The following is a 24,329-nucleotide window of genomic DNA, read 5'->3' as shown; positions in this document are numbered from 1 at the left end:
ATGGCTTTTTTTTGTGTATTTAGCTAACTATGAGAATATAGATTGTCCCAACTATAATGAGCGATCCAAACACATAGCCCACCAGTCGAGCCGTGGTTTTCGTCCCTCTAAAAATAGCAATTCCCATTTTCACCACGGTGTTGCTAAGGGTGGCGGCCACGATCACGGAGGCTGATAGATTTAGATTCTCTCCTATAGCCGCAAATTTTGCCATACTTATTGTAATGGCCGTTGTATCTGCCAATCCTGCGATTAACGACGAGTAGTAAAGTCCGCTTTCCCCAAAATAGGCATTACCATAATGTACAGCATAGAGAATACCGATAAAAACAGCTGTAAAAGTAAGCGCATTCAACATATTAAGAGGGTTGCCCAAATCAATTTGGGTATCTGCATTAGCTGAATTTTTTCGAATAAATAGTATCCCCGGAATCAAACAGATCAGCGTTAGAAGCAACATTGGGATGGCAAGTTTTATAACAATTGCAGTGTTGAATATTGCGGCGATCAAAAGAAGACGTGGAAACATTATAGCCGATGCCACAACAATCCCAGCACTATATTCTCTGGACAATTCAGGATTTTCCTTACTTCTGGCAGCATAATTCCAAGCAACTGCCGTGCTGGAAATTAATCCTCCTAATATCGCGGTCAATAAAATTCCTTTTCGCGATCCTACGAATTTCACCAGGAAATAACCAATAAAATTTAAAAAGGAAACGATTACAACAATGCTGCCGATTTCAAATGGATTCAATAATCCATTTGGACCATAATCAACATTCGGCAAAAAAGGAAGAATTAAAAGTGCGATAATAACGAACTTTATAAAAGCGAAAAGTTCTTGGTGGGTAATGTTCTGGATGATGGATCGAAAGGTAGTTTTTAAAGATAATAAGGTCACTACTATTACAGCCGTTGCCACAGAATCACGGTATAGCTCCTGAGATACCATCAGTCCCAAAAGAAAAGTGGCAATAAGAGCAAGATTGGTGGTAATACCCCAACTAATCTCCGCTCGCGTTTTTAGGACCTGTCCAATTCCCAAAAATAAAATTAGGGATCCCATTCCTACAATTAAAAACCAAGAACTAAAAGTTGCGGACAGGTGGCCCATTACATATCCCAATAGGGTTACAATGGGAAAGGTTCGGATTCCCGCCGAGCCTCCCTCATCCTTTCTCTTATCATATTCTCGTTCAAGTCCCAGAATAAGTCCGATACAAAGACTGATAAGAACCCCTAACATATAGGGTCCTAATAATTCATTAAGATATTCTTCCGTTTGCATGGATAGGTTATATGAAAAAGCGCAGTAAAAATAAGTAATTAAGGCATTGGATGGAGAAACTGAAAGTAAGATCCGTATTTATTAGTGGAATCTCTAATATGCCGAATGACCGCTACTAGGAAGTATAGACAATTTTCATTAAATCTTCGATAGGCTTGCTTGTTGAACCTCCTTTTCGGGCAATTTGATACCTCTGCCAAGAAAACCTACAAATACTTTGACCTCAAAATGGCATGATATTTCATCAGATTTATATCAATCGAATTTCCTTCAAAATTGTTTACTTTTGCAAACTTTATTGAATGCAAGGAGTTATGAGCAAAAATTTTAGAGAATACAAAGGTTTGGACCTCCCCAAAGTAGCGGAGGAAATACTGGATTTTTGGAAAAAGGAAAATATTTTCGAAAAGAGTATTTCTATTCGTGAGGGAGCGGAGCCGTTTGTATTTTTTGAAGGACCGCCATCGGCCAACGGCCTGCCCGGAATACACCATGTAATGGCACGCGCTATTAAGGATATATTCTGCCGTTACCAAACTCAAAAAGGGTTTAAAGTGGATAGAAAAGCCGGCTGGGATACTCACGGTTTGCCCATTGAGCTCGGCGTTGAAAAGGAATTGGGCATCACTAAGGAAGATATTGGAAAAAAGATTTCGGTGGAGGCTTACAATGAAGCTTGTAAAAAGGCGGTAATGCGCTATACCGATGTTTGGAACGATCTTACCGAAAAGGCAGGATATTGGGTAGATATGGAAGACCCTTATATCACCTATAAGCCAAAATATATGGAATCGGTATGGTGGCTCCTCAAGGAAATATATAATAAAGGTTTAATTTATAAAGGATACACTATTCAGCCATATTCCCCCAAGGCGGGAACAGGCTTAAGTTCTCACGAGTTGAACCAACCGGGAACCTATCAGGATATTACCGATACTACAGTAGTGGCTCAATTTCTGGCTATGGCAGAAACCCTTCCAGATTTTTTGGCGGAGGAATCCAATAACATTTCGTTTTTGGCCTGGACTACAACTCCGTGGACATTGCCAAGCAATACCGCTCTAACAGTTGGGCCAAAAATTGATTATGTATTGGTCAAAACCTTTAACCAATATACTTTCCAACCAATAAATGTAGTTTTAGCTAAAAACTTGGTTGCTTCGCAGTTTGCCGGAAAATTTGAGGAAAAACCTAATCCAGATGCTGTGGATGCTTTTGTACAAGGCGATAAGACCATTCCCTATTATATAGTCAAGGAATTTAAAGGCTCGGATTTGCTCGGAATCCGGTACGAACAATTGTTGGATTATGCCCGTCCCTATGAAAATCCTGAGAATGCCTTTAGAATAATTGCAGGTGATTTTGTTACTACCGAAGACGGAACCGGAATTGTGCATACCGCTCCCACTTTTGGAGCAGATGATGCTAAGGTTGCTAAGGAAGCTGTTCCTGAAGTTCCCCCAATGCTGGTAAAGGATAATAATGGAAGCCTCGTTCCTCTAGTAGATTTGCAAGGCAAGTTTCGCCCGGAGATGAAAGAATTGGCGGGGAAATATGTAAAGAATGAATACTATGAAGACTCCGAAGTTCCCGAGAAATCGGTGGATGTAGAGTTGGCCATTAAACTGAAAACGGAGAATAAAGCCTTTAAGGTAGAAAAATATGTGCACAGTTATCCTAATTGCTGGCGCACGGATAAACCCATACTTTATTATCCCTTGGATTCGTGGTTTATAAAAGTCACCGAATTTAGGGATCGGATGTTTGAGCTTAACAAGAAAATAAACTGGAAGCCGAAGGCAACAGGCGAAGGCCGTTTTGGTAACTGGCTCGCCAACGCTAATGACTGGAACCTCTCACGTTCCAGATATTGGGGAATCCCTTTGCCTATCTGGAGAACAGAAGATGGAAAAGAAGAAATAATCATTGGTTCTGTTGAGGAATTAATGTTGGAAATGGACAAATCTGTGACTGCCGGATTTATGTCCAATAATATTTTCAAAGGTTTTAAATCTGGGGATTTTTCTGATGAGAATTATGATCAGATCGATCTTCATAAAAACATAGTGGACGACATAATTCTCGTTTCTCCTAGCGGAAAGCCAATGAGGCGGGAAGCAGACCTTATTGATGTCTGGTTTGACAGTGGAAGTATGCCCTATGCACAATGGCATTATCCCTTTGAAAACAAAGAAAAGGTTGATGATACATGGCGAAAGGCAGATTTTATTGCAGAAGGGGTGGACCAAACCCGAGGTTGGTTCTATACCTTGCACGCTATAGCAACCATGATTTATGATGATGTTGCCTACAAGAACGTAGTCTCAAACGGGCTTGTTTTGGATAAAAATGGGCAAAAAATGAGCAAGCGTCTTGGAAATGCCATTGATCCTTTTGAGACTTTGGATGTATATGGACCGGATGCTACTAGATGGTATATGATAAGCAATGCCAATCCTTGGGATAATTTGAAATTTGACCAAGATGGTATTTCCGAAGTGCGAAATAAATTCTTCGGAACGCTTTATAATACCTACAGTTTTTTCAGCCTCTACGCCAATTTGGATAGTTTTCAGTATATTGAGGAAGATCTTCCTTTGGAAAAACGGCCTGAAATAGACCGATGGATACTTTCAGAGTTAAATACGCTCATCCAAAAGGTCGATGATTATTATACCGATTATGAACCAACGAAAGCTGCACGTGCTATTTCTGAATTTGTTCAGGAAAATTTAAGCAACTGGTTTGTTCGTTTGAGCAGAAGAAGATATTGGAAGGGAAGTTATAATGACGATAAAATTTCTGCATATCAAACTTTATATACCTGTTTGATTACAGTTGCGAAATTGGGAGCTCCAATAGCCCCGTTTTTTATGGATAGGCTTTACAAGGACTTAACCGCTAAAATGGGGTCTAGTCAGAACCGGGTCGAAGCCTCGGTGCACTTAACCGATTTCCCAAAAGCTGATAGTTCGTATATAGATAAAAAGTTGGAGCATAAAATGCAGAAGGCTCAAACCATTTCTTCTTTGGTTCTTTCATTGCGCCAAAGAGAAAAAATAAAGGTTCGTCAGCCGCTTCAAAAGATTATGATCCCTATTTTGGATGAAAGTGAAAGAGAAGAAATACTTGCAGTTTCCGAGTTGATCAAAAGTGAAGTGAATGTGAAGGAAATTGAGCTGATCGACGAAGGAAGCGGGATGTTGGTTAAGCAGATTAAACCCGATTTTAAAGCTTTGGGTCCCCGTTTTGGAAAAGATATGAAATCAGTAGCAGCGGCTATTTCCAACTTTGATCAACAGCAAATTTCCTCCTTGGAAAAAGACGGTGAGATATCAGTAATTATTAACGAAAAAAGAACTACTTTGGCGCTTGAAGACGTAATTATAAGTTCTCAAGATATTGAAGGATGGTTAGTTGCAAATGCTAATGGTCTCACGGTTGCACTAGACGTTACCATTACACCAGATTTGCAAAAAGAAGGTATCGCCAGAGAACTTGTTAATAGAATTCAAAACCTTCGGAAGGATAGCGGTTTCGAGGTTACGGATAGGGTAGAGATAACTCTTCAGGAAGATAAAGGTTTGAAAGAGGCAGTAAGCCAGAATTTAAATTATATAAAAGACGAAACATTAACTGAGATATTGCAATTTGAAGAGAAACTTGAAGAAGGGATCGAAATTGCATTTGATGACATTGAAACACGTATAAGCATTAAAAAACATTAGATTATGACAGAAACAGAAAAATCCCGATATTCAGATGCTGAGCTAGAAGAATTCAGAGAGATAATAAAGGATAAAATTAAAAAAGCGACAGAACAATTGGAGCTGATTGAGAGTTCTTATAAAAATGACAGCAACAACGGCACGGACGATACTTCACCAACCTTTAAGGCATTTGACGAAGGAAGCCAGGTAATGAGCAAGGAAGCCAATTCCCAATTGGCTATCCGTCAGGAAAAATTTATCCGCGACCTTAAAAATGCTTTGGTGCGCATTGAGAACAAAACCTATGGTATTTGCAGAGTAACAGGAAAGCTTATCAATAAAGAGAGATTAAAGCTAGTACCTCACGCCACTTTGAGTATCGAAGCAAAAAACATGCAGAAGTAAGCAAGGAGCATAAAAAATGAGGCTGTTCGGGAAATTTTATTTTCATAACAGCCTTTTTGTTTTAATCTCTTGTTTCTAGTTTTAGGTTTTTTTGCCTTTAGCCTTAAGATTTTGGTTTACAAGTTTTTTTTATAGCTTAGTTTCTAATTTCAAGTTTTGTATAGATTTCTAGTTTCTAGGCTCTTGACTCTGGTTTTTTGGTTTCAAGTTTTATCGAGACCCTTGTTTCTTCTTTCTTTTCTTTATTCTTCAATCTCATATCTTAAATGTAATGATCGGCATTTTGGCGTGGTTTACCAGATCTTCGCTGATGCTGCCATTAAAGAAGTGTGAAATTCCCTTTCTGCCATGCGTTCCCATTCCAATTAATTGAGCATTAATATGGTTGGTAAAATTGAGGATACCTTTTTCTACCGAGGTGTCATTATGAATATTAAGGGTATGATCAGCAAGGTCCATTCCTTTTATAAAATCGTTCATCTGTTTATAGGCTTGGGTAGAAGTTTTAAAATTGGCCGGAGTATTAACAAATAATAGATGCGTTTTGGCACCGATTTTTCGGGCAAATTTTTGACTTTTCTTAAAAGCTGCACGCCCGGATTTTGAGAAATCAGAAGCAAATACAAAATCTTTAATGTCAAATTCGGGATCGTTGTTCTTAATTACCAACACCGGAGTATCCGAGGTTCGCACTACCTTCTCTGTATTGCTACCCACAAACATTTCCTTAAAGCCACTAGCTCCATTAGATCCCATTACAATGAGATTAATTTTATTTTTTTTACAGGCATCCTCGATATCCTCATAAATTTCATTTCTACCTATAGTTTCGTGTACGGTAATACCCTGTAAATATTCCTTGTCTCTTAACTCGCTAAACCGTCTTTCGGCTAATTTCACATAAAAAAGGGAGTCGGGAAGACTGCCGGTATCACTTGAAGTTGCAAGGTGTAATGGCATTTCCATGGAATGAATGATATAAAGCTCGCCGCCATAAGTTTTGGCAATTTTAGCGGCAATCTTTAAGGCATTCTCTGCTTGTTCTGAAAAATCTGTAGGCACTAATATTCTTTTCATGGTGACTGGTTTGGGTTGCACATAAGAGAGTTATCAAATTACAAAAATAAATCGTTTCCCAATGATTTTTATAATTTTAAAAAATTGTAGTATATTTGCACTGATTTTGATACGAATACTATCTGAGGGGACTAAAGTCCCCTCTTTTTATAGAATAAATTGATGCGTGAAAAAGTAGAAGAACTCCTAGAGAACGCACTGGAAAAAAACAAATCCCTGTTTTTGATCGATTTGAACATTTCAGCAGAAAACCAAATACGTGTAATCCTGGACGGTGACAATGGTGTCACAGTTGAGGACTGTGTTGAGGTAAGTCGCGAAATTGAACACAATCTGGATCGTGAGGAATTTGATTTTTCCCTTGAAGTTATGTCGGCCGGTGTTTCCGAGCCTTTGACGCTACCAAGACAATACATAAAGAACATAGGAAGAAGCCTAAAAATTAAAACCAAAACCGGTGAAAAACTCGAAGGGGAATTGATTGCCGCCAATGACGAAAACTGCACCTTAACATGGACGGAGAGGGAACCCAAGCCAGTTGGCAATGGTAAAGTAACCGTCCAAAAAGAGGCCTTGTTGCCTTATAAAGATATTATGGAAGCAAAAGTGATGATAACATTTTAATTGAATTGATATGGAAAATTTAGCACTAATCGATTCTTTTTCAGAGTTTAAGGATGATAAGCAAATTGACAGAGTAACGCTCATGGCGATACTCGAAGAGGTTTTCAGAAATGCCCTGAAAAAGAAATATGGAAGTGACGATAACTTTGATATTATAGTCAACCCAGACAAGGGCGATCTTGAGATATGGAGAAATCGTGTGGTAGTTGCAGATGGAGAGGTAGAAGATCCAAATGAGGAGATTTCTCTAAGTGCGGCTCAAAAAATTGAACCCGATTTTGAGATTGGTGAGGACGTTTCGGAAGAAGTGAAACTTATTGATCTTGGCCGTCGTTCTATTTTGGCACTTCGTCAAAACCTTATTTCAAAAATACACGAACACGACAATACGATAATCTATAAGCAATTTAAAGACCTTGAAGGCGAAATTTATACTGCCGAAGTACATCATATCCGTCACCGTGCAGTAATTTTGCTGGATGATGATGGAAATGAGGTAATCCTTCCAAAGGAAAAACAAATCCCTTCCGATTTTTTCAGAAAAGGTGATAACGTTCGTGGTATTATTGAGAGTGTGGACTTAAAAGGAAACAAGCCTACCATTATTATGTCCCGTGCAAATCCAATTTTCCTTGAAAAGTTGTTTGAACAGGAAATTCCCGAAGTTTTCGACGGTTTGATTACAGTTAAGAAAGTTGTTCGAATTCCTGGCGAAAAAGCTAAAGTTGCGGTTGATTCCTATGATGATCGTATTGATCCTGTAGGAGCATGCGTGGGAATGAAAGGTTCCCGAATCCACGGAATCGTCCGTGAACTTGGCAATGAGAATATTGATGTTATCAATTACACAAGTAATATTAACCTATATATTTCACGGGCATTGAGTCCGGCTAAAGTTACCTCTATTAAGATTAATGAGGATACAAAACGCGCCGAGGTTATTTTGCGCCCCGAAGAGGTGAGTAAGGCTATCGGTCGCGGAGGACACAATATTCGCCTGGCAGGACAACTAACAGGTTACGAAATAGATGTGCTTCGCGAAGGAGCAGAGGAAGATGTGGAATTGAGCGAGTTCTCTGACGAAATTGAAGGATGGGTTATTGAAGAATTTCATAAAATTGGTCTCGACACCGCCAAAAGTGTGTTGGAACATGACATCAACGATTTGGTAAAACGAACCGATTTGGAAGAAGAAACCATTCGTGATGTGATTAATATATTAAAAGAAGAATTTGAAGAGTAGTTAAAACTTTGGTTACTTTTATACAAATTTTTTAAAAAGACAAAACAGGAAAAGCATTTATGGCTGAAGTGAAAAAGAAAAGACTAAGTCAGGTATTACGTGAGTTCAATATCTCACTGGATCGTGCCGTGGAATATTTGGGTTCCAAAGGATTCGAGGTGGACTCCAATCCAAATACCAGAATATCAGGAGAGGAATATGAAGTTCTTTTTGAAGAGTTTGAAACTGACAAGAGTAAGAAAATTGAATCTAAGGAAGTAGGTGAGGAAAAGCGTAAGGAAAAGGAGGAACTTCGTTTGGAACGTGAGCGCGAAATTGAGTTGCGTCAAAAGCAAAAAGATGCTTCTCGCGTAATTAAATCTGAGGTAAAACTTGAAGGGCTTAAGCAAGTAGGAAAAATAGACCTTAGTGGAAAATCAAAACCTGTAGTTACGCCTCCTGTCGAAAAAGTAGAAAAAGTCGAGCCGGTTTTAGAAAAGCCTGTTGAGCCGAAGAAGGAGGAAGTAGTTGCACAACCTGAATCCAAAACTGAAACTCCGGAGATAAAAACACCAAAAGCGGAAACATCTAAAAAGGAAACTGCAAAAGTGGAAACTCCAAAAGCTGAAAAACCTGAGCCAAAAGCTGAAAAAGTTGAGGAAAAGGAAAAATCGGTTGAAGAAGCCAAGACAACAACTGAATCTCCTATCGCGGAAAAGGAAACTCCAAAAGAAACCTCTACGGAGCCTGATATGGTTACCACACAGTATCGAAAATTGGAGGGTCCAAGCTTTACTGGCCAAAAAATTGATCTTACTCAATTCAAAAAGCCAGAAAAGAAAAAAGATCCAAAAGCAGACGACAAAAGAGATAAAAGAGGCAAGCGCCGCCGCATAAGTAAGGATGGTGTAAAACCTGGTGCTACAGGAACCGCCGCTCCACGTACAGGTGATACCCGCGGTCGCAAAAAACCTAGCAGTACTCCAAAAGAGGAACCTAGCGAGGAAGATGTACAAAAGCAAGTGCGCGAAACTTTGGAGAAACTCCAGGGTAAATCTTCAAGAGGTAAAGGCGCTAAATATAGAAGAGAAAAACGTGATTTCCACCGACAAAAATCGGAAGTGGAACAAGCGCAGCAGGAAGCCGAAAGCAAGCTTATTAAAGTGACGGAATTTGTTACTGCAAGCGAAATGGCCACGATGATGGATGTACCTGTAACCAAAATTATCTCAGCGTGTATGTCCTTGGGAATGATGGTTACAATGAACCAGCGTCTGGATGCCGAAACTCTTAGCATTGTTGCCGAAGAGTTTGGTTTTGAAGTGGAATTTGTTACTGCCGATCTGGAAGAATCCTTCGAGAGAGTAGCAGATACCGAAGAAGAATTGACTCCAAGAGCTCCAATTATTACGGTAATGGGTCATGTGGATCACGGTAAGACCTCACTTCTGGATTATATACGAAAAGAAAATGTGATTGCTGGCGAATCTGGAGGTATTACCCAGCATATCGGAGCCTACGGTGTAAAACTGGACAATGGCCAAAAGATAGCATTCTTGGATACTCCTGGCCACGAAGCCTTTACGGCGATGCGTGCAAGAGGAGCTCAAGTTACCGACCTTGCAATTATCGTGGTTGCTGCAGATGATGCTATAATGCCCCAAACCAAGGAAGCGATAAGCCACGCCCAAGCAGCGGGTATTCCTATTGTATTCGCAATTAATAAAATAGATAAACCTACCGCCAATCCTGAAAAAATCAAGGAAGGTCTGGCACAAATGAACTTGCTGGTAGAAGATTGGGGAGGTAAAATACAATCCCAGGATATTTCTGCTAAAACAGGTACAGGTGTTAAGGAATTATTGGAAAAAGTTCTACTTGAAGCCGAATTACTAGAGCTAAAAGCGAATCCAAATAGAATGGCAAATGGAACCGTTGTAGAGGCATTTTTGGATAAGGGTCGAGGATATGTCTCTACGGTGCTTGTTCAAGGAGGAACTTTACGAGTAGGAGATTATGTTCTTGCCGGAAAGCACAGTGGAAAAGTTCGTGCAATGCAGGATGAACGTGGAAAGAATATTAAGGAAGCTGGGCCTTCAACGCCAGTTTCGGTACTTGGTCTGGACGGAGCACCACAAGCGGGTGATAAGTTCAATGTATTCTTGGATGAACGTGAAGCCAAAACTATTGCAACAAAACGAACCCAACTTCAACGGGAGCAATCTGTTAGAACTCAACGTCATATTACTCTTGATGAAATTGGAAGACGTATCGCTCTTGGTGAATTTAAAGAGTTGAACATCATTCTAAAAGGAGACGTGGATGGATCAGTAGAAGCACTTACGGATTCATTCCAAAACTTGTCAACTGAGGAGATTCAAGTAAATATCATTCATAAGGCGGTTGGGCCAATTACAGAAAGTGACGTCCTTCTAGCTTCCGCTTCCGATGCAATTATTATCGGGTTTAACGTACGTCCAATGGGCAACGCCAGACAGATAGCGGACAAGGAAGAAATTGATATCCGTACTTATTCTATTATCTACGACGCTATCAACGATTTGAAGGATGCGATGGAAGGAATGCTTTCTCCAGTGATGAAAGAAGAAATCACCGGAACTGCAGAAATAAGAGAAACTTTCAAAATTTCGAAAGTGGGAACTATTGCTGGATGTATGGTTACCTCTGGAAAAATATTCAGAAACTCCGGAATTCGACTTATTAGAGAAGGGGTAGTAATTTATACCGGCGAACTAACATCTTTAAAGCGTTTTAAAGACGACGTAAGAGAAGTAGCCAAAGGCTACGATTGTGGTATCCAAATCAAGAATTATAACGATCTTGAAATTAATGACCATATCGAGGCCTTCCAGGAAGTAGCTGTTAAGAAAAAGTTGAAATAACCCACAACAGATTTTAATTTCTAAATGGGCTGAATAGTTATCTATCTAGCCCATTTTTTATTGAAAACCCTTAAATGTCGGGTATTTTACTCATTAATTATCCTGTAAAAAATCGAAATCCTATTCCTCTTATACTTTCAATACCTATGGATGGATCTTCGGATAGGTATTTTCGAAGACGACTTATAAAAACATCCAAACTCCTTCCACTGAAAAAATCTGCTTCCTTCCAAAGAAGATTCAAAACTTCTTCCCTTTTGATCAGTTGATCCTGATTTAATACCAAATAATGAAGTAATTGAGCTTCTTTAAGCGTCAGGGTTTTGGAGGAATGTTGTGTGGCCAGAGTTAGATTTTTAGGTTTAAAAACGAAATTTCCGATGTGAAAAGTTTCGATTTCTGAAGTTTCCGGAAGGTTATTTCTTTTCAGAATATTCTGTATTCTTAAGACCAGTTCATCAGCATCAAATGGTTTAGTGATATAATCATCTGCGCCCAATTTTAATCCTTTTAGAATGTCTTCCTTCATTTTACGGGCAGTCACGAATAAGAAAGGAAGATTGGGATAGAGCTTTTTAATTTTTTCTGCCAATTCAAATCCATCCTCTCGGGGCATCATTATATCTAAAACAAGAATATCATATGGGTTTATTTGCAATTCTTCCCGTGCTTCCACCCCATCAAAAACACGGTGGACCGAAAAGTTTTTGACCTCTAGGTATTGTTTGAGCAAATTTCCCAGGTCAAGATCGTCTTCAACTATTAAAACTCGAATCATACTATTGGTATTCTTAAAATAAATGTGCTTCCCTCCCCAATTTTGCTTTTTACCGAAATACTGCCGTTTAAACTTTTCATCATTTCTTGGCTTAGATACAATCCAAGTCCCACTCCTTTAATATTATGTCTGTCACCTTCAGAAACCCGGTAGAATTTCTCAAAAATCTTTTGTTGTTCTTTTGGGGTAATCCCGATTCCATTGTCTTCAATTTCGATTACATATTCCGGTCCTGACAGATAGGATTTCAGTTTTATGTAAGAACCGTTCTGATTGTATTTTTTCCCATTTTCTAATAAATTTTCGATCACTCGTTCCAGCAGATGAAAGTCAGTGGAAAGAATCAGACTTTCGGGTTCAATCTCCCATTCGATAGTATGCGTATCCGATTTAAAACTTGAGACTATACCTTTTAAGAATGGAACAACATCTTGCTCTTTAAATTCGGTTTTATACTCCATAGCGCTTTCCAGAACTTTTTCGGTCAGGTTCTGAATGCGATTTGTTTGCCGTTCCAAACTGGAGATGAGCTCATTTAACTTTTCAGGATTCTTCTTTATTTCCTCTATCTGAAGGGACTTAATTATTAGCGAAAGTGAAGATACTGGGGTTTTTAGTTCGTGGCTTATATTATTGGCAAAATCAGTTTTTATTTCGGCAATCTTCTTTTGTTTGATAAGTGTGCGGTACATCCAAAAGAATAGTGTGATCACACTAAGGATTAATAGAAGAGCCCCAATTAAAATCCAAAGCATCTTTTTCCATATTTTACCTTGAAAATTCGAAATATCAATCTCAGTCCGTTGGTTGTATTTATAATTATAATCTATTGCTTCCTGCAGCGAATCTTTTTCCTGTTCAATATGGGAATGCACAATTCCTCTATCTATAATTATTGATTTCCCATTAAAATCCTCGCCTAAAAATGTAATAGGCTTATCCGTTAATTTCAGTAAAGTGTCTGAAGTATTTTTCGTTTCAAAAATAATTTGGTCCACTCGAGTACGGATCCTTATTTCTTCTAAATCTGGGTAATCTATTAATTGGGATTTCACATATTCTTGGCTCAATCTCCGTCCGGTATCGGCGATTTTTTCAAGTTCTTCACGAAATTCTTCTGTGGAAAATTCATCCTTTATTTTTTTATAACTAAGCATTCTTACTTCATCTACCACTCGCGATTCAATTGTGTCCATCTCCGGGGAGGCCCATATTGGATCAATCTCTTTTTTAATCTCGCTGAGGTACGTATCGGAAATTAATTGGTATGTATTTCTAATAAGATAGTATTGTATGGATATCAAACCTATCAATACAATTCCGCAGGAAATAAATAAAAGTCTGATTTGGTTCTTTTGTTTCATTAGGGTTAAAAATAGGTATCTTAAATATTTTGGCAACATCAATCTTTTGCATTAACCCGTCATTAACCTTCGGTTAACCGTATTTGTTTAGGATAATATTCAATTTTGTTTCAACAAATTTAAAACATGTCAATTATGAAAAATCTAATTATCTTTTTCAGTGTAATTCTTTTTACTTCATTGGGGACCGCCCAAACTACCTCGTCCAGAACAGCTGTTTCGGTGAAGAGTACAAACGATCAGTATTCCTATTCGGCTCGTTTTGACAAAGAAAAAACAGAATCTGCCAAAGCGGCCATTGTTAATGTACTAGGTAAACCCACCGATGAAACCGATCGTATGTTATTGTGGGATGGCAAGGGTTACAGTGTGAGAATGCGTAGTGGAAAAGTGGAGATGAAAATGAACAAGGAAGAAACTACAAAATCGTTTCAGTTGAAGTTTGAGGATTTGGGTGAAAAAGTTTCAGAAGCCTTGGGAAGCGGAAAGACTCCAACTCCTCCAACTCCACCAACTCCTCCAACTCCTCCAACTCCTCCAACCCCACCAACTCCTCCAAGGATGAATTAGGTATTGGGATTTTTTTTGGTGATTTAAAGACAGTTTATTTTCACCAAGTTATTGTAACAAATTATTGATTACGAGGTCTATTAATAAACTTTCCAGGTGAACGGGTTCTATAAATTAACCACTATTGTTTTCTTTCTTGTTTCTACCTCTTTTACATATAGTCAAAAGGTGGACAGTATTCCTCGGAAGAAAATAACCATTCCCAAAATTACCCTTGCTCCAAAGATTGATGGAGTATTAAATGATGAGGTTTGGGCGAGTGCTCCCATTGCAACAGATTTTGTAGAACGTCAACCAAAAAATGGAGTTCCAATTCCTGATAGTCTTAAGACGGAAGTAAAAATTGTTTATGATGATCTCGGGATTTATTTTGGAGCTACTCTAAAAGATCCCCAACCAGAAAAAATTTTAAGAGAACTCACGGAAAGAGATCAAATTGAAAATGACGATTTTTTCTTCATATTGTTAAACGGTTATAATGATAGGCAACAGAGTCTCCAGTTTATTGTGACTGCTGCAGGTGTACAATACGACGCCAAAATGACCAACGGCAACGAAGACGCCTCTTGGAATGGAGTCTGGTACAGTGCAGTACAGATTACAGATGATGGATGGGTTGCCGAAATCTTTATCCCATATGCCGAACTGCGGTTTCCCAACAAGAACATCCAGGTTTGGGGCTTGAATATGGAAAGAGAGTTTAGACGCAGTAGAACAAGATATACCTGGAGTCCCGTTGATAATACTAAAGGTGAGTTTTCATTTTACGATGGTGAAATTTATGGTATTGAAAATGTAAAAACACCAACCCGACTTTCTTTTCAGCCCTATGTTTCTGCATATCTAAATGATTATGATGGAAAATCGGAAACAGTCTTCAACGGTGGACTGGACCTTAAATATGGTATTAACGATGCTTTTACTTTGGATATGATCTTGGTTCCGGACTTTGGACAATCCAAATTTGATGATGAGATTTTAAACCTTTCCGCTTTTGAAACCCAATACGAGGAAAATCGGGGATTTTTTACCGAGGGAACCGAGCTCTTTACAAAAGGAGATCTTTTCTATTCCCGCAGAGTTGGGGGATATCCTTCTGGAGATGTAAATCTAGAAGAAAATGAAGTTGTTGAAAGATTTCCCGCAACCGTTAAGCTTATAAATGCTTTTAAAATTTCGGGAAGAACCGACAAAAATCTAGGTATAGGGATTTTTAATGCCATAACGGAGCGTACATATGCAGATATATTGAATACAGAAACAAATACCCGCAGAAAGGAACTGGTTGAGCCTTTGTCAAATTATAATATACTGGTATTGGATCAACGCTTTGGCGGAAATTCATCAGTATCCTTTGTAAATACCAATGTTATCCGAGAAGGTGATTATAGAGATGCAAATGCCACGGGAATGTATTTGGATTTAATTAATAAGAAAAATACCTTAAATTATACTGCAAGTACTGCTGGGAGTTGGGTGAAGGATAATACTTCAGAATTTGGGATGGAGGGCAGTGCGGGCATTGCGGAAATCAGCGGAAGTCATAGATTCTCGGCAGAAATTAACTTCCGGACCAAAGATTATAATATTAATGATTTGGGATATTCCAGTGAGACCAATTATATCAATTATTATGGTTATTACGGATATCGATATTTGCAGCCCAAGGGTTTTTTAAATAATCTCAACCTCAATTTCAATTTAAATTACACCCGAAGACTGGAGACAAACCTTTACAATGTTTTTAAATTCAATTTCAATTCTAATTTTGTAACAAAAAAATTCACTTCCTTCGGTGGAGGCTTTGAAATGACTCCATTCGGAGCTAATGATATTTACGAGCCTCGGGTTGAAAACTGGTATGTAACAACACCGGCATATTATGATATTTGGGTGTGGTATTCTTCCGATTACAGGAAAAAATTTGCTTTAGATGTGAATTTAGAATTTAATAAGTTTAATCAAATAGCGAGAGATTATATTGAGGTTGAAATTCGTCCCAGATATAGGATATCCGACAAATGGAAATTATTTTTTGGAACCGATTGGATATTTTCTGATAGTGAAGAGGGATTCGTTAATTTAAAGGACCAGAATATTATATTTGGAAGACGGGATCGCAATACCCTAATTAATTCGCTGGAATCCCAATATATTTTCAATAACAAGATGGCATTAAATTTGGCCTTCCGTCATTATTATTCTGAAGTAGAATACAGTAAATTTTTCACCTTACAGGATAATGGTGGGCTTTTAGACAATTCCGATTATCTCCTCAACCACAATACTACCTATAACAATTGGAATATCGACCTTCGGTTTTCGTGGTGGTTCGCTCCTGGGAGTCAACTTACTCTTTTATACCAAAATTCTATTGAGAATTCTATAGCTGAATCGGGAATAAGTTTTTCAAATAATTTTCACGATCTCTTCGACGCACCACAGCTTAATAGTTTTTCCCTTCGCGTCAGTTACTACCTAGACTATAATAGAATTGGAAGTTGGTTGGGAAAAAATAAAATCGAGGATTTGTCTCCTTCAAAAAAACGTAAGAAAAAAATGAATTTGTCTTCGGGTATTTAGTATTGTCTGTTGCCAAAATCAACCTCCAATTAAATTCGAGACGTTTCAAGTTTGTATTTTTTAGTTGGTTGTCTGCCAAAATTCCCTCAATTTAATAAGTAACTAAAGGGAGTGATAGGTTTTCTGAATTTTTTTGTAACCTTTTTGTGTTTTCTTTACTCTAATGTGTTTTAGAGCGTGAACGACGAATATAATGATAGGTGAATTTACGTTCAAAAAAAGAAATTTTAAGAGCTACAAAATAAACCATTACTAAATACATAAGATAACATGAAAACAAAAAAAAGAATTTTTAAAACAATTGTTTTAACCGCGAGCATCCTTTTTTTCTTAGCGAGCTGTAACGAAAAGAAAAAGGATCCCAATGCACTGAATGATGCTGAAATAGCGTCCATAGCTGTAACGGCAAATCAGATAGATGTGGATTATGGAAAAATTGCATTGGATAAATCCTCAAATCCCGAGATCCAAAAATTTGCGCAGACTATGATCGATGATCATACGGCCATTATTGGAAAAGCAACTGATTTGGCTAAAAAATTGAATGTTACCCCAGAAGACAATGCTACAACCCAGTCGCTTTTAGACGGTGCGAAGAAAGAGAAAGAGGATTTGAACTCTAAATCGGGGATGGCTTTTGACAAAGCATATATAAATAACGAAGTATCTTACCACGAGGCGGTAATCTCGACCGTGAAGGACAAATTAATTCCACAAGCTGAAAACCAAGAGCTCAAGGATTTATTGCAAAGTGTGCTTCCGCTGTTGGAACATCATTTGGAAATGGCCAAACAGGCACAATCTGGTATTGCCAACGCTCCTGAACTAAATGATGCCCAGATTGCGTCTATTGCCGTAACTGCAAATCAGATTGATGTGGAATACGGTAAAATTGCCCTTAAAAAAGGTAGTAATGCCGAAGTGAAAAAATTTGCACAAACTATGGTAGATGATCACTCTGCAATTATAAAAAAGGCAGTGGATCTTGCCGGAAAATTAGGCGTAACTCCAGAGGACAATCCAACTACACAATCTTTGTTGGACGGTGCGGAAAAAATCAAGGCTGATCTAAATTCCAAAAAGGGTAAAGAGTTTGACAAGGCTTATATCGATAATGAAGTTTCTTATCATGAGGCAGCGATTTCTATTGTTAAAAACACTTTGATTCCGCAAACCCAAAATGAAGAACTTAGGGACCTGTTGCAAAGTGCCGTTCCTTTGTTTGAACATCACTTAGAAATGGCCAAAAAAGCCCAAGCAGATTTGAAATGATTTTAGACCTTTCATTTATGACCAGTGGAATTGGGAAATATGTAATTTTGATTTTTCTAGTTGTAAGCTGCAATTCCAATAAAAAATCGGAAACGCCAGCTATTTCAAACGAAGATGCCCAAAACACACATATGGATACTGTTGCATCAGAAAATGTGAAAAGAGAATTGCATATTGGTAAGGATACAATCGTAATTATCGGAATGGAATTTCACCCGAAGGAACTTCATCTGAAAAAGGGTGCTACTGTGGTATGGATCAATAAGGACATAGTGCCTCACGATGCCAGTGAATTCCCAAATAAAAATTGGACTTCTGGTCCTTTGGCTCCCGGTGAATCCTGGAAAATGAAGGTCGATAAGAGCTACGACTATTTTTGTAGCATCCATATAACGATGAAAGGGAAATTATTTGTGGATCCTTAAGTAAGTTTTTTGAGGAGGTAGTGATGGATCTCCTTATTTTTGATGAAAGAGCCGCTGGAACTTTAGTTTTAGCGGTTCTTTTGTCTTTGTAATCTTTACTTAATTTATGTGGATTATGGCTAAGAGAAATTTTTAATTTTTTTCGGTATATTTACTCTAAAAAGCAAGTAACCCTCCATCCAAGTTTATTACGACCATCACAATTTACATGAAAGATATTGAAATAATTTCACTGGTCCTTTCTGGAAATATCGAAAGCTATGAAAAAATAATGCGGCGGTACAATGGATATTTGTACAAAGTGGGAAAATCCTATGGCTTCAACCATAATGACGTAGAGGATTTAATGCAGGAAACCTATATCGATGTTTTTATAAATCTGAAAAATTTTGAAAATCGTGCCTCTTTCAAAACTTGGATTGTTCGGATTATGCTCAACAATTGTTTTCATAAAAAACAGAAATATAAGCAACACGGAATTCCCTTAAGCGGTGAAATCACAGAAAATTCCAAATCATTTCTTGAAAACCAAAGTGAGGAAACAAAGGACAGGGTTCAAAATGATGAGCTTAAGGAGATTTTAGAAGCTGCCATTCACAGAATTCCCGAAAGCTATAGATTGGTTTTTACTCTAAGGGAACTAAATGGAATGAGTGTTCGCGAAACCTCCCAGGCTTTAAAGATTACGGAAGGGAATGTAAAAACCAGACTTAGCCGATCAAAGTCCATGTTAAAGGAGGAGATAAAGAAAACCTATTCTCCCGAGGAAATTTTCGAGTTCGATTTAATTTATTGTGATAAATTAGTAGCCAAAGGGATGAAGACCTTGCGGACCAAAGATATTTCTTCCTAATTTCCAAAGATTATTCGCAACTCTAATCTTATTTTCTACGGTCTGGTTTTAAGATAAAGGCTGATGAAAAGTTTTTTTGTATATCCAATAGCGCTCGTTCTGCTTCTATACGGGTGGAGAAATTTCCTGCCCAGACTTTATAATTGGGAGTTTCATATTCAATTGAAGCCGGCCACTGTCCATAACTTCCTCTGTATTTTATTAAGATCTGGCTGGCTTTGTCCATTTCACCGTAATAAAGCTGGATGGTATAGCCATCGGTGAGTTTGTTTTCCTTTTCAAGATCTTTCTTCAAACTCAGCAATTCTGTGATTTTAGGGTCCTGATGAATGGTAAGTGTTGCGCTCTGGGCCATTCCCAAGCTGCAGGCAAAAACCAATAAAATGCTGGTTATAATTAGTTTGGAATAGATTTGCGATTTCATAAGAAAAATTCTTTTTGCAAATGTAAAACTTAATAACTCTGGAACGCCCAAATTTATTATTTAGAACAGATATAAATTATGGGTTAACACTTTGTTTGCATTTTTGAAATCGACTTTATAATGTATTTTTGTCCCTCAAATTGTGCCACAAGATGGGTATTTAACCAAGTTCTGTTCGTTATCCAATTCTGTGCCAGTAAATCGACCATAATTTTAACCCATAGTATGAAAAAGGTAAATTTTTTATATCTACGCTCACAATTGCCGCTTCTCCTGTTAGTGTTCCTGCTAACTTTTTCAACTACCATATATTCCCAAGATGAGCCTGCCGTAACAGCTACTCCTGCAGAGGATGCTGCGCCTCCGGCAAAAGTACCAGGGGATGCTAGTGGCGACGTTGCTGCTGGGGAATCTTTGTTTAAAGCCAATTGTGCTGCTTGTCACAAATTGGACAAGAAGGCAGTTGGACCACCACTAAGAGGTATTTCTGATAAAGAGAGCCGCGACTGGTTGCATAAGTGGATCACCAATAGTCAGTCACTTATTAGTGCTGGCGATGCGTCGGCGGTAAAGATTTTTGAGGAATATAATAAAATGCCCATGCCTCCGTTTCCAGCGCTTTCTGAAGGAGACATTGATAATATTTTAGCTTATTTGGATCAACCAAAATCAGCTCCTGCCGGGGAGGTAACTCCCGATACTGCGGCCACACAACCAGCTGCATCCAGCGGCGGCGGAGTATCCAATGGTCTAGTCCTGGGAGCGTTGGTGCTTATTTTTGTGCTCTTAGTGATTATGCTATTCTTGGTTTATGGAACCTTAAAGAGAATCGCCGTAGCCAAAGGAATTGATGTTACACCAGAAGAAAGGGAAAAGCATACTCCTATATGGAAAGCATTTATCCACAATCAGTTTTTGGTTTTAGTGGTTTCAGTGTTTTTTATTCTTGCAGCCACTTATTTTGCATTTGGATATTTGATGCAAGTAGGCGTAGATCAAGGTTATCAGCCTGTTCAACCTATTCATTATTCCCATAAAATTCACGCAGGCGACAATGGTATAGATTGTAACTTCTGCCATAGTTCTGCTAGAAAGAGTCAAACTTCAGGAATTCCATCTTTGAATGTTTGTATGAATTGTCATAAAAACATTTCTGAGGTTGCCGAGGAAACGGCCACTCCTGAATATTCCAAGGAATTTTACGATGGTGAAATAGCCAAGCTGTACAAAGCTGTTGGCTGGGATGTGGATAACCAAGAATATACTGGTAAAACAGAACCGGTAAAATGGGTTCGAATTCATAACCTTCCAGACTTCGTTTATTTCAATCACTCGCAGCACGTTACTGTAGCAGGTATTGCCTGTCAAACTTGTCACGGTGAGATTGAGAATATGGAGGTGGTAGAGCAGTTTGCGCCACTTACAATGGGATGGTGTATTAACTGTCACCGAGAAACCAATGTCAATTTGGAATCGAATGAGTACTATGCAAAAATTCACGAAGAACTCTCCAAAAAATATGGAGTGGAAAAATTAACCATTGCAGAATTAGGTGGTTTGGAATGTGGCAAGTGCCACTATTAGGAAGATTCCTAAGTTTTTAGAAGTTGGATTATAAATAAAATTTAAAATTACGATATACGATTTACGAAAAGGTGATTAGAATATTGGTTAATACGAGAAAATCAAGAATCGTCGCCGTCAAAGATTGTGCATCAAAAATCGTAAACAAATAATATGGCATCAAACAAGAAATACTGGAAGAGTTTTGAAGAGCTTAACCCAGATAGCAAAATTGTTCAGGGGCTCGAGCAAAAAGAGTTTGTAACTGAAATCCCGACTGACGAATTTCTTGGCAATAAGGAGGCGCTAGAGGCTTCCTCTACCACCCGTCGTGATTTCTTGAAATATGTGGGCTTTTCCACTGCTGCCGCAACATTGGCAGCTTGTGATGGTCCTGTAATCAAATCGATTCCCTATGTTTTATTGCCCGATGAAATAGTTCCGGGAGTAGCAAATTATTACGCATCGACCATGGCCGATGGGTTTGATTTTGCCAATGTTCTTGTAAAAACAAGAGAAGGACGGCCTATCAAAGTTCAGCCTAACGATTTGGCCAAAAACAGTGGTAGCGTGAATGCCAGGGTTCAGGCATCTGTTCTTTCTTTATATGATAAAAATCGACTTGCTGGCCCACAAATAGACGGCGCCGACGTTTCTTGGCCTGAATTTGATACCGCGATGGCCCAGAAGATGAATGAAATGACCGGTAAGGACATCGTTCTGCTTACCCGTACTTTTGCCAGTCCTTCTACATCAAAATTGATTTCTGAATTTATAGCCAAATATCCAAACGTCCGCCACGTGGTGTACGATACCGTATCAAGTTCTGAGGTGCTTGATGCATTCCAAAATAAATACGGTTTTAGAGCCCTTCCGGATTACGACTTCTCAAAGGCAGATGTTGTTGTTTCAGTTGGTGCAGATTTCTTGGGAGATTGGCAAGGCGGTGGGCACAGTAAAAGTTATGCCCAGAGCCGTCTGCCTAAAAATGGAAAGATATCCAGACATATTCAATTTGAAGCAAACCTTACATTAACTGGTGGAAAAGCAGATAAAAGAATTCCAGCTACCCCTTCACAGCAGCTGCAAGTACTTAAGGCTTTAACGGGTGGAAGTACTTCTGGTCTTCCGGAAAATATTGCTGATGCAGTTAACAAAGCTAAAGCGCAACTTCACAAGGCTGGAAACCGAGCGTTGATAATTACAGGGCTTCCCTTTGTTGAAGCACAGAAAATCGCTTTGGATTTTAACGCCAATAGCGAGGCGATGGATTCGTCAAAACCGCGACTAATAAGACAAGGAAGTAATTCTGAAGTTCTGGCCGTTGTAAACGGTGTAATGTCTGGAAGTATCAAAGGTTTAATTACCGTTGATGTGGATCCAGTTTATTCATTGCCAAACGGGAAAGAATTTGCTGAGGCATATAAAAATCTTGAAATGACCCTTGCTTTTGGAATGAAGAAAGAGGCAACCGCTGCTTTGGCTAAAATGGTTGCTGCTACTCCCCATTACCTTGAATCTTGGGATGACATAGAAATGAAAAAGGGAAGTTATAGCCTTACCCAGCCTACTATCCGTCCTTTGTTCAATACTAGACAGTTTCAGGACTCTTTATTGAAATGGACAGGATCCAATAAGAGTTATTACGATTATATAAAAGAAAATTGGACAAGTTCCATTTTAACTGATAAAACTTGGAGCCAGGCGCTTCACGATGGTTGCACCGTTAGCGATTCTGAAATCTTTGCTTATGGGAAGGCAACTTCTACAGAAGGAGCAGGCGTTATGGAAAGTAGTTCTTCTGATGGAGCGTTATTTAATACTCAGGATACCTCTGGTCTTGAGCTTACCCTATATACCAAAACCGGTATGGGTGATGGTCGTCAGGCGAATAACCCTTGGTTGCAGGAATTCCCGGATCCTATCACCAGAGCTTCTTGGGATAACTATGTGACAGTTTCGGCTGCAGATGCCAAAGACTTAGGACTTGTGAACAAACACGTTTCCAATGGTGCTTTGGATGGTAGCTATGTGAATATAAAGTTGGGTAACGTGGTAATAGAGAACGTTCCCGTTATTATACAGCCAGGACAAGCAAGAGGTTCGGTTGGTATGGCCTTGGGTTACGGAAAAACTGCTTCTATTCAAGCCGAAATGCGAACTGGTTTAAATGCCTATCCATTATACCAGAATTTTTCTTCTGTCCAAAACGTCACCCTTGAAAAAGTAGGGGGTATGCACGAATTTGCTTGCGTGCAGTTGCAAAATACTATGGCTGGCCGTAGTGAGGATATTATTAAAGAAACTACAATTGAGATTTTCAATACTAAGGATAAGGATTTTTTCAATCCTATTCCAACAGTAGAATACGATCATCAACACGTAACAGTAAGAGACCGTAAGGCAGATATATGGAGTCCTTTTGATGAATCCATCGGGCATCATTTCAATATGTCTATCGATTTGAATACCTGTACCGGTTGTGGGGCATGTGTTATTGCTTGCCACGCCGAAAACAACATTCCTGTAGTAGGAAAGGATGAGGTAAGAAAGTTCCGCGATATGCACTGGTTGCGAATTGACCGCTATTATTCTGCTGGTGATACTTTCCAGGAAGAAATAGAGACTTTAGAAAATCTTCCTGCTTTTGATACGTATTCTATTATTGAGAATCCGTCTTACGAAAATCCGCAGGTTGCTTTTCAACCTATGCTTTGTCAGCATTGTAACCACGCTCCTTGCGAAACTGTTTGTCCAGTTGCCGCAACTTCTCACGGTCGTCAGGGTCAAAACCATATGGCTTATAACAGATGCGTTGGAACTCGTTATTGTGCCAACAACTGTCCATACAAAGTGCGAAGATTCAACTGGTTTTTATATAATGAAAATGACGAGTTTGACTATAACATGAACAATGACCTTGGACGAATGGTTCTCAACCCAGATGTGGTTGTGCGTTCCAGAGGAGTTATGGAAAAATGTTCATTGTGCATCCAAATGACTCAATTAACTATTTTGGAAGCCAAGCGTGAAGGAAGACCGGTAAAAGATGGCGAATTCCAAACAGCCTGTTCCATTGCTTGTGATACTGGAGCTATTGTCTTTGGAGACGTCAATGATGCCGATTCTGAAATTCGCAAATTGAAAGATGGGGACCGTATGTACCACGTCTTGGAAGATTTGGGCACAAAGCCGAATGTTATGTACCAGATGATGGTGAGAAATACAGCAGAAGAATAAAACATTAATCAAGAACCAAATATTA

Annotated in this window: 17 protein-coding genes; 12 read left to right on the top strand and 5 right to left on the bottom strand. The window is 38.8% G+C overall.

Translation table 11 applies throughout. From position 1 onward, the window contains the following. Nucleotides 1–19: 19 nt before the first annotated feature. Entirely contained in the window at nucleotides 20–1,291 is a 1,272-nt protein-coding gene (locus EI546_RS09825) for an MgtC/SapB family protein (protein ID WP_128250376.1), read from the bottom strand. Between the two features lie 314 nt (nucleotides 1,292–1,605). On the opposite strand from EI546_RS09825, the gene ileS reads away from it, so the two are divergent. Both ileS and EI546_RS09815 read left to right on the top strand, forming a co-directional pair. Then, entirely contained in the window at nucleotides 1,606–5,019 is a 3,414-nt protein-coding gene (gene ileS / locus EI546_RS09820; RefSeq protein WP_128250375.1) for an isoleucine--tRNA ligase, read from the top strand. Between the two features lie 3 nt (nucleotides 5,020–5,022). Then, on the top strand, nucleotides 5,023–5,406 hold the full coding sequence (locus EI546_RS09815) for a TraR/DksA family transcriptional regulator (RefSeq protein ID WP_128250374.1): 384 nt from the start codon (nucleotides 5,023–5,025) through the stop codon (nucleotides 5,404–5,406). A gap of 255 nt (nucleotides 5,407–5,661) precedes the next feature. On the opposite strand, the gene EI546_RS09810 is transcribed toward EI546_RS09815, so the two are convergent. Continuing rightward, complete coding sequence (locus tag EI546_RS09810) at nucleotides 5,662–6,483, bottom strand: universal stress protein (protein ID WP_128250373.1); 822 nt, start codon at nucleotides 6,481–6,483, stop codon at nucleotides 5,662–5,664. A 159-nt stretch (nucleotides 6,484–6,642) separates the two neighbouring features. Between EI546_RS09810 and rimP the strand changes: the two genes are divergently transcribed. From rimP to infB, 3 genes are read left to right on the top strand one after another with little or no spacing between them, the layout of a single operon-like run. Further along, entirely contained in the window at nucleotides 6,643–7,107 is a 465-nt protein-coding gene (gene rimP, locus EI546_RS09805; protein ID WP_164905214.1) for a ribosome assembly cofactor RimP, read from the top strand. A 10-nt stretch (nucleotides 7,108–7,117) separates the two neighbouring features. Next, nucleotides 7,118–8,350 (top strand): transcription termination factor NusA, encoded by a 1,233-nt coding sequence (gene nusA, locus EI546_RS09800; protein WP_128250371.1) that lies wholly within the window; start codon nucleotides 7,118–7,120, stop codon nucleotides 8,348–8,350. Between the two features lie 59 nt (nucleotides 8,351–8,409). Beyond that, nucleotides 8,410–11,232, top strand: coding sequence for a translation initiation factor IF-2 (gene infB, locus EI546_RS09795; RefSeq protein WP_128250370.1), 2,823 nt, complete (start codon nucleotides 8,410–8,412; stop codon nucleotides 11,230–11,232). 97 nt (nucleotides 11,233–11,329) lie between these two features. Here the strand turns inward: infB and EI546_RS09790 are convergent, their stop codons facing one another. Together EI546_RS09790 and EI546_RS09785 are read right to left on the bottom strand one after the other, a co-directional pair. Next, nucleotides 11,330–12,010 (bottom strand): response regulator transcription factor, encoded by a 681-nt coding sequence (locus EI546_RS09790; protein ID WP_128250369.1) that lies wholly within the window; start codon nucleotides 12,008–12,010, stop codon nucleotides 11,330–11,332. Then, nucleotides 12,007–13,374 carry a sensor histidine kinase gene (locus EI546_RS09785; RefSeq protein WP_164905213.1) on the bottom strand — a complete coding sequence of 456 codons (1,368 nt, stop codon included), beginning with the start codon at nucleotides 13,372–13,374 and terminating at the stop codon, nucleotides 12,007–12,009. Before EI546_RS09785 ends, EI546_RS09790 begins: the two co-directional genes overlap by 4 nt. Before the next feature lie 135 nt (nucleotides 13,375–13,509). On the opposite strand from EI546_RS09785, the gene EI546_RS09780 reads away from it, so the two are divergent. The 5 genes from EI546_RS09780 to EI546_RS09760 all read left to right on the top strand — a co-directional run bounded on the left by EI546_RS09780 (nucleotide 13,510) and on the right by EI546_RS09760 (nucleotide 19,077). Next, nucleotides 13,510–13,944, top strand: a complete 435-nt coding sequence (locus EI546_RS09780) for a hypothetical protein (RefSeq protein WP_128250367.1) — start codon at nucleotides 13,510–13,512, stop codon at nucleotides 13,942–13,944. 96 nt (nucleotides 13,945–14,040) lie between these two features. Continuing rightward, complete coding sequence (locus EI546_RS09775) at nucleotides 14,041–16,527, top strand: DUF5916 domain-containing protein (RefSeq protein ID WP_128250366.1); 2,487 nt, start codon at nucleotides 14,041–14,043, stop codon at nucleotides 16,525–16,527. 270 nt (nucleotides 16,528–16,797) lie between these two features. Further along, a complete protein-coding gene (locus tag EI546_RS16340; RefSeq protein WP_205649730.1) occupies nucleotides 16,798–17,799 on the top strand; it encodes a DUF4142 domain-containing protein in 1,002 nt (333 codons plus the stop codon). Then, entirely contained in the window at nucleotides 17,796–18,224 is a 429-nt protein-coding gene (locus EI546_RS09765; protein ID WP_128250365.1) for a plastocyanin/azurin family copper-binding protein, read from the top strand. The genes EI546_RS16340 and EI546_RS09765 overlap by 4 nt, the downstream gene beginning before the upstream one ends. A gap of 208 nt (nucleotides 18,225–18,432) precedes the next feature. Continuing rightward, complete coding sequence (locus tag EI546_RS09760; protein WP_128250364.1) at nucleotides 18,433–19,077, top strand: sigma-70 family RNA polymerase sigma factor; 645 nt, start codon at nucleotides 18,433–18,435, stop codon at nucleotides 19,075–19,077. Between the two features lie 28 nt (nucleotides 19,078–19,105). Here the strand turns inward: EI546_RS09760 and EI546_RS09755 are convergent, their stop codons facing one another. Next, nucleotides 19,106–19,501 carry an SPOR domain-containing protein gene (locus EI546_RS09755; protein WP_128250363.1) on the bottom strand — a complete coding sequence of 132 codons (396 nt, stop codon included), beginning with the start codon at nucleotides 19,499–19,501 and terminating at the stop codon, nucleotides 19,106–19,108. A gap of 225 nt (nucleotides 19,502–19,726) precedes the next feature. Between EI546_RS09755 and EI546_RS09750 the strand changes: the two genes are divergently transcribed. After that, nucleotides 19,727–21,085 carry a c-type cytochrome gene (locus EI546_RS09750; RefSeq protein ID WP_128250362.1) on the top strand — a complete coding sequence of 453 codons (1,359 nt, stop codon included), beginning with the start codon at nucleotides 19,727–19,729 and terminating at the stop codon, nucleotides 21,083–21,085. 153 nt (nucleotides 21,086–21,238) lie between these two features. Further along, the gene (locus EI546_RS09745; RefSeq protein WP_128250361.1) at nucleotides 21,239–24,304 is read left to right on the top strand and encodes a TAT-variant-translocated molybdopterin oxidoreductase; all 3,066 of its coding nucleotides are present in this window, start codon (nucleotides 21,239–21,241) and stop codon (nucleotides 24,302–24,304) included. The last annotated feature ends 25 nt before the right edge of the window (nucleotides 24,305–24,329 follow it).

Origin of the sequence: Aequorivita sp. H23M31, from assembly GCF_004022485.1 — a bacterium.
Classification (GTDB): Bacteria; Bacteroidota; Bacteroidia; order Flavobacteriales; family Flavobacteriaceae; genus Aequorivita; species Aequorivita ciconiae.
This window is presented reverse-complemented; position numbering and strand designations above follow the sequence as displayed.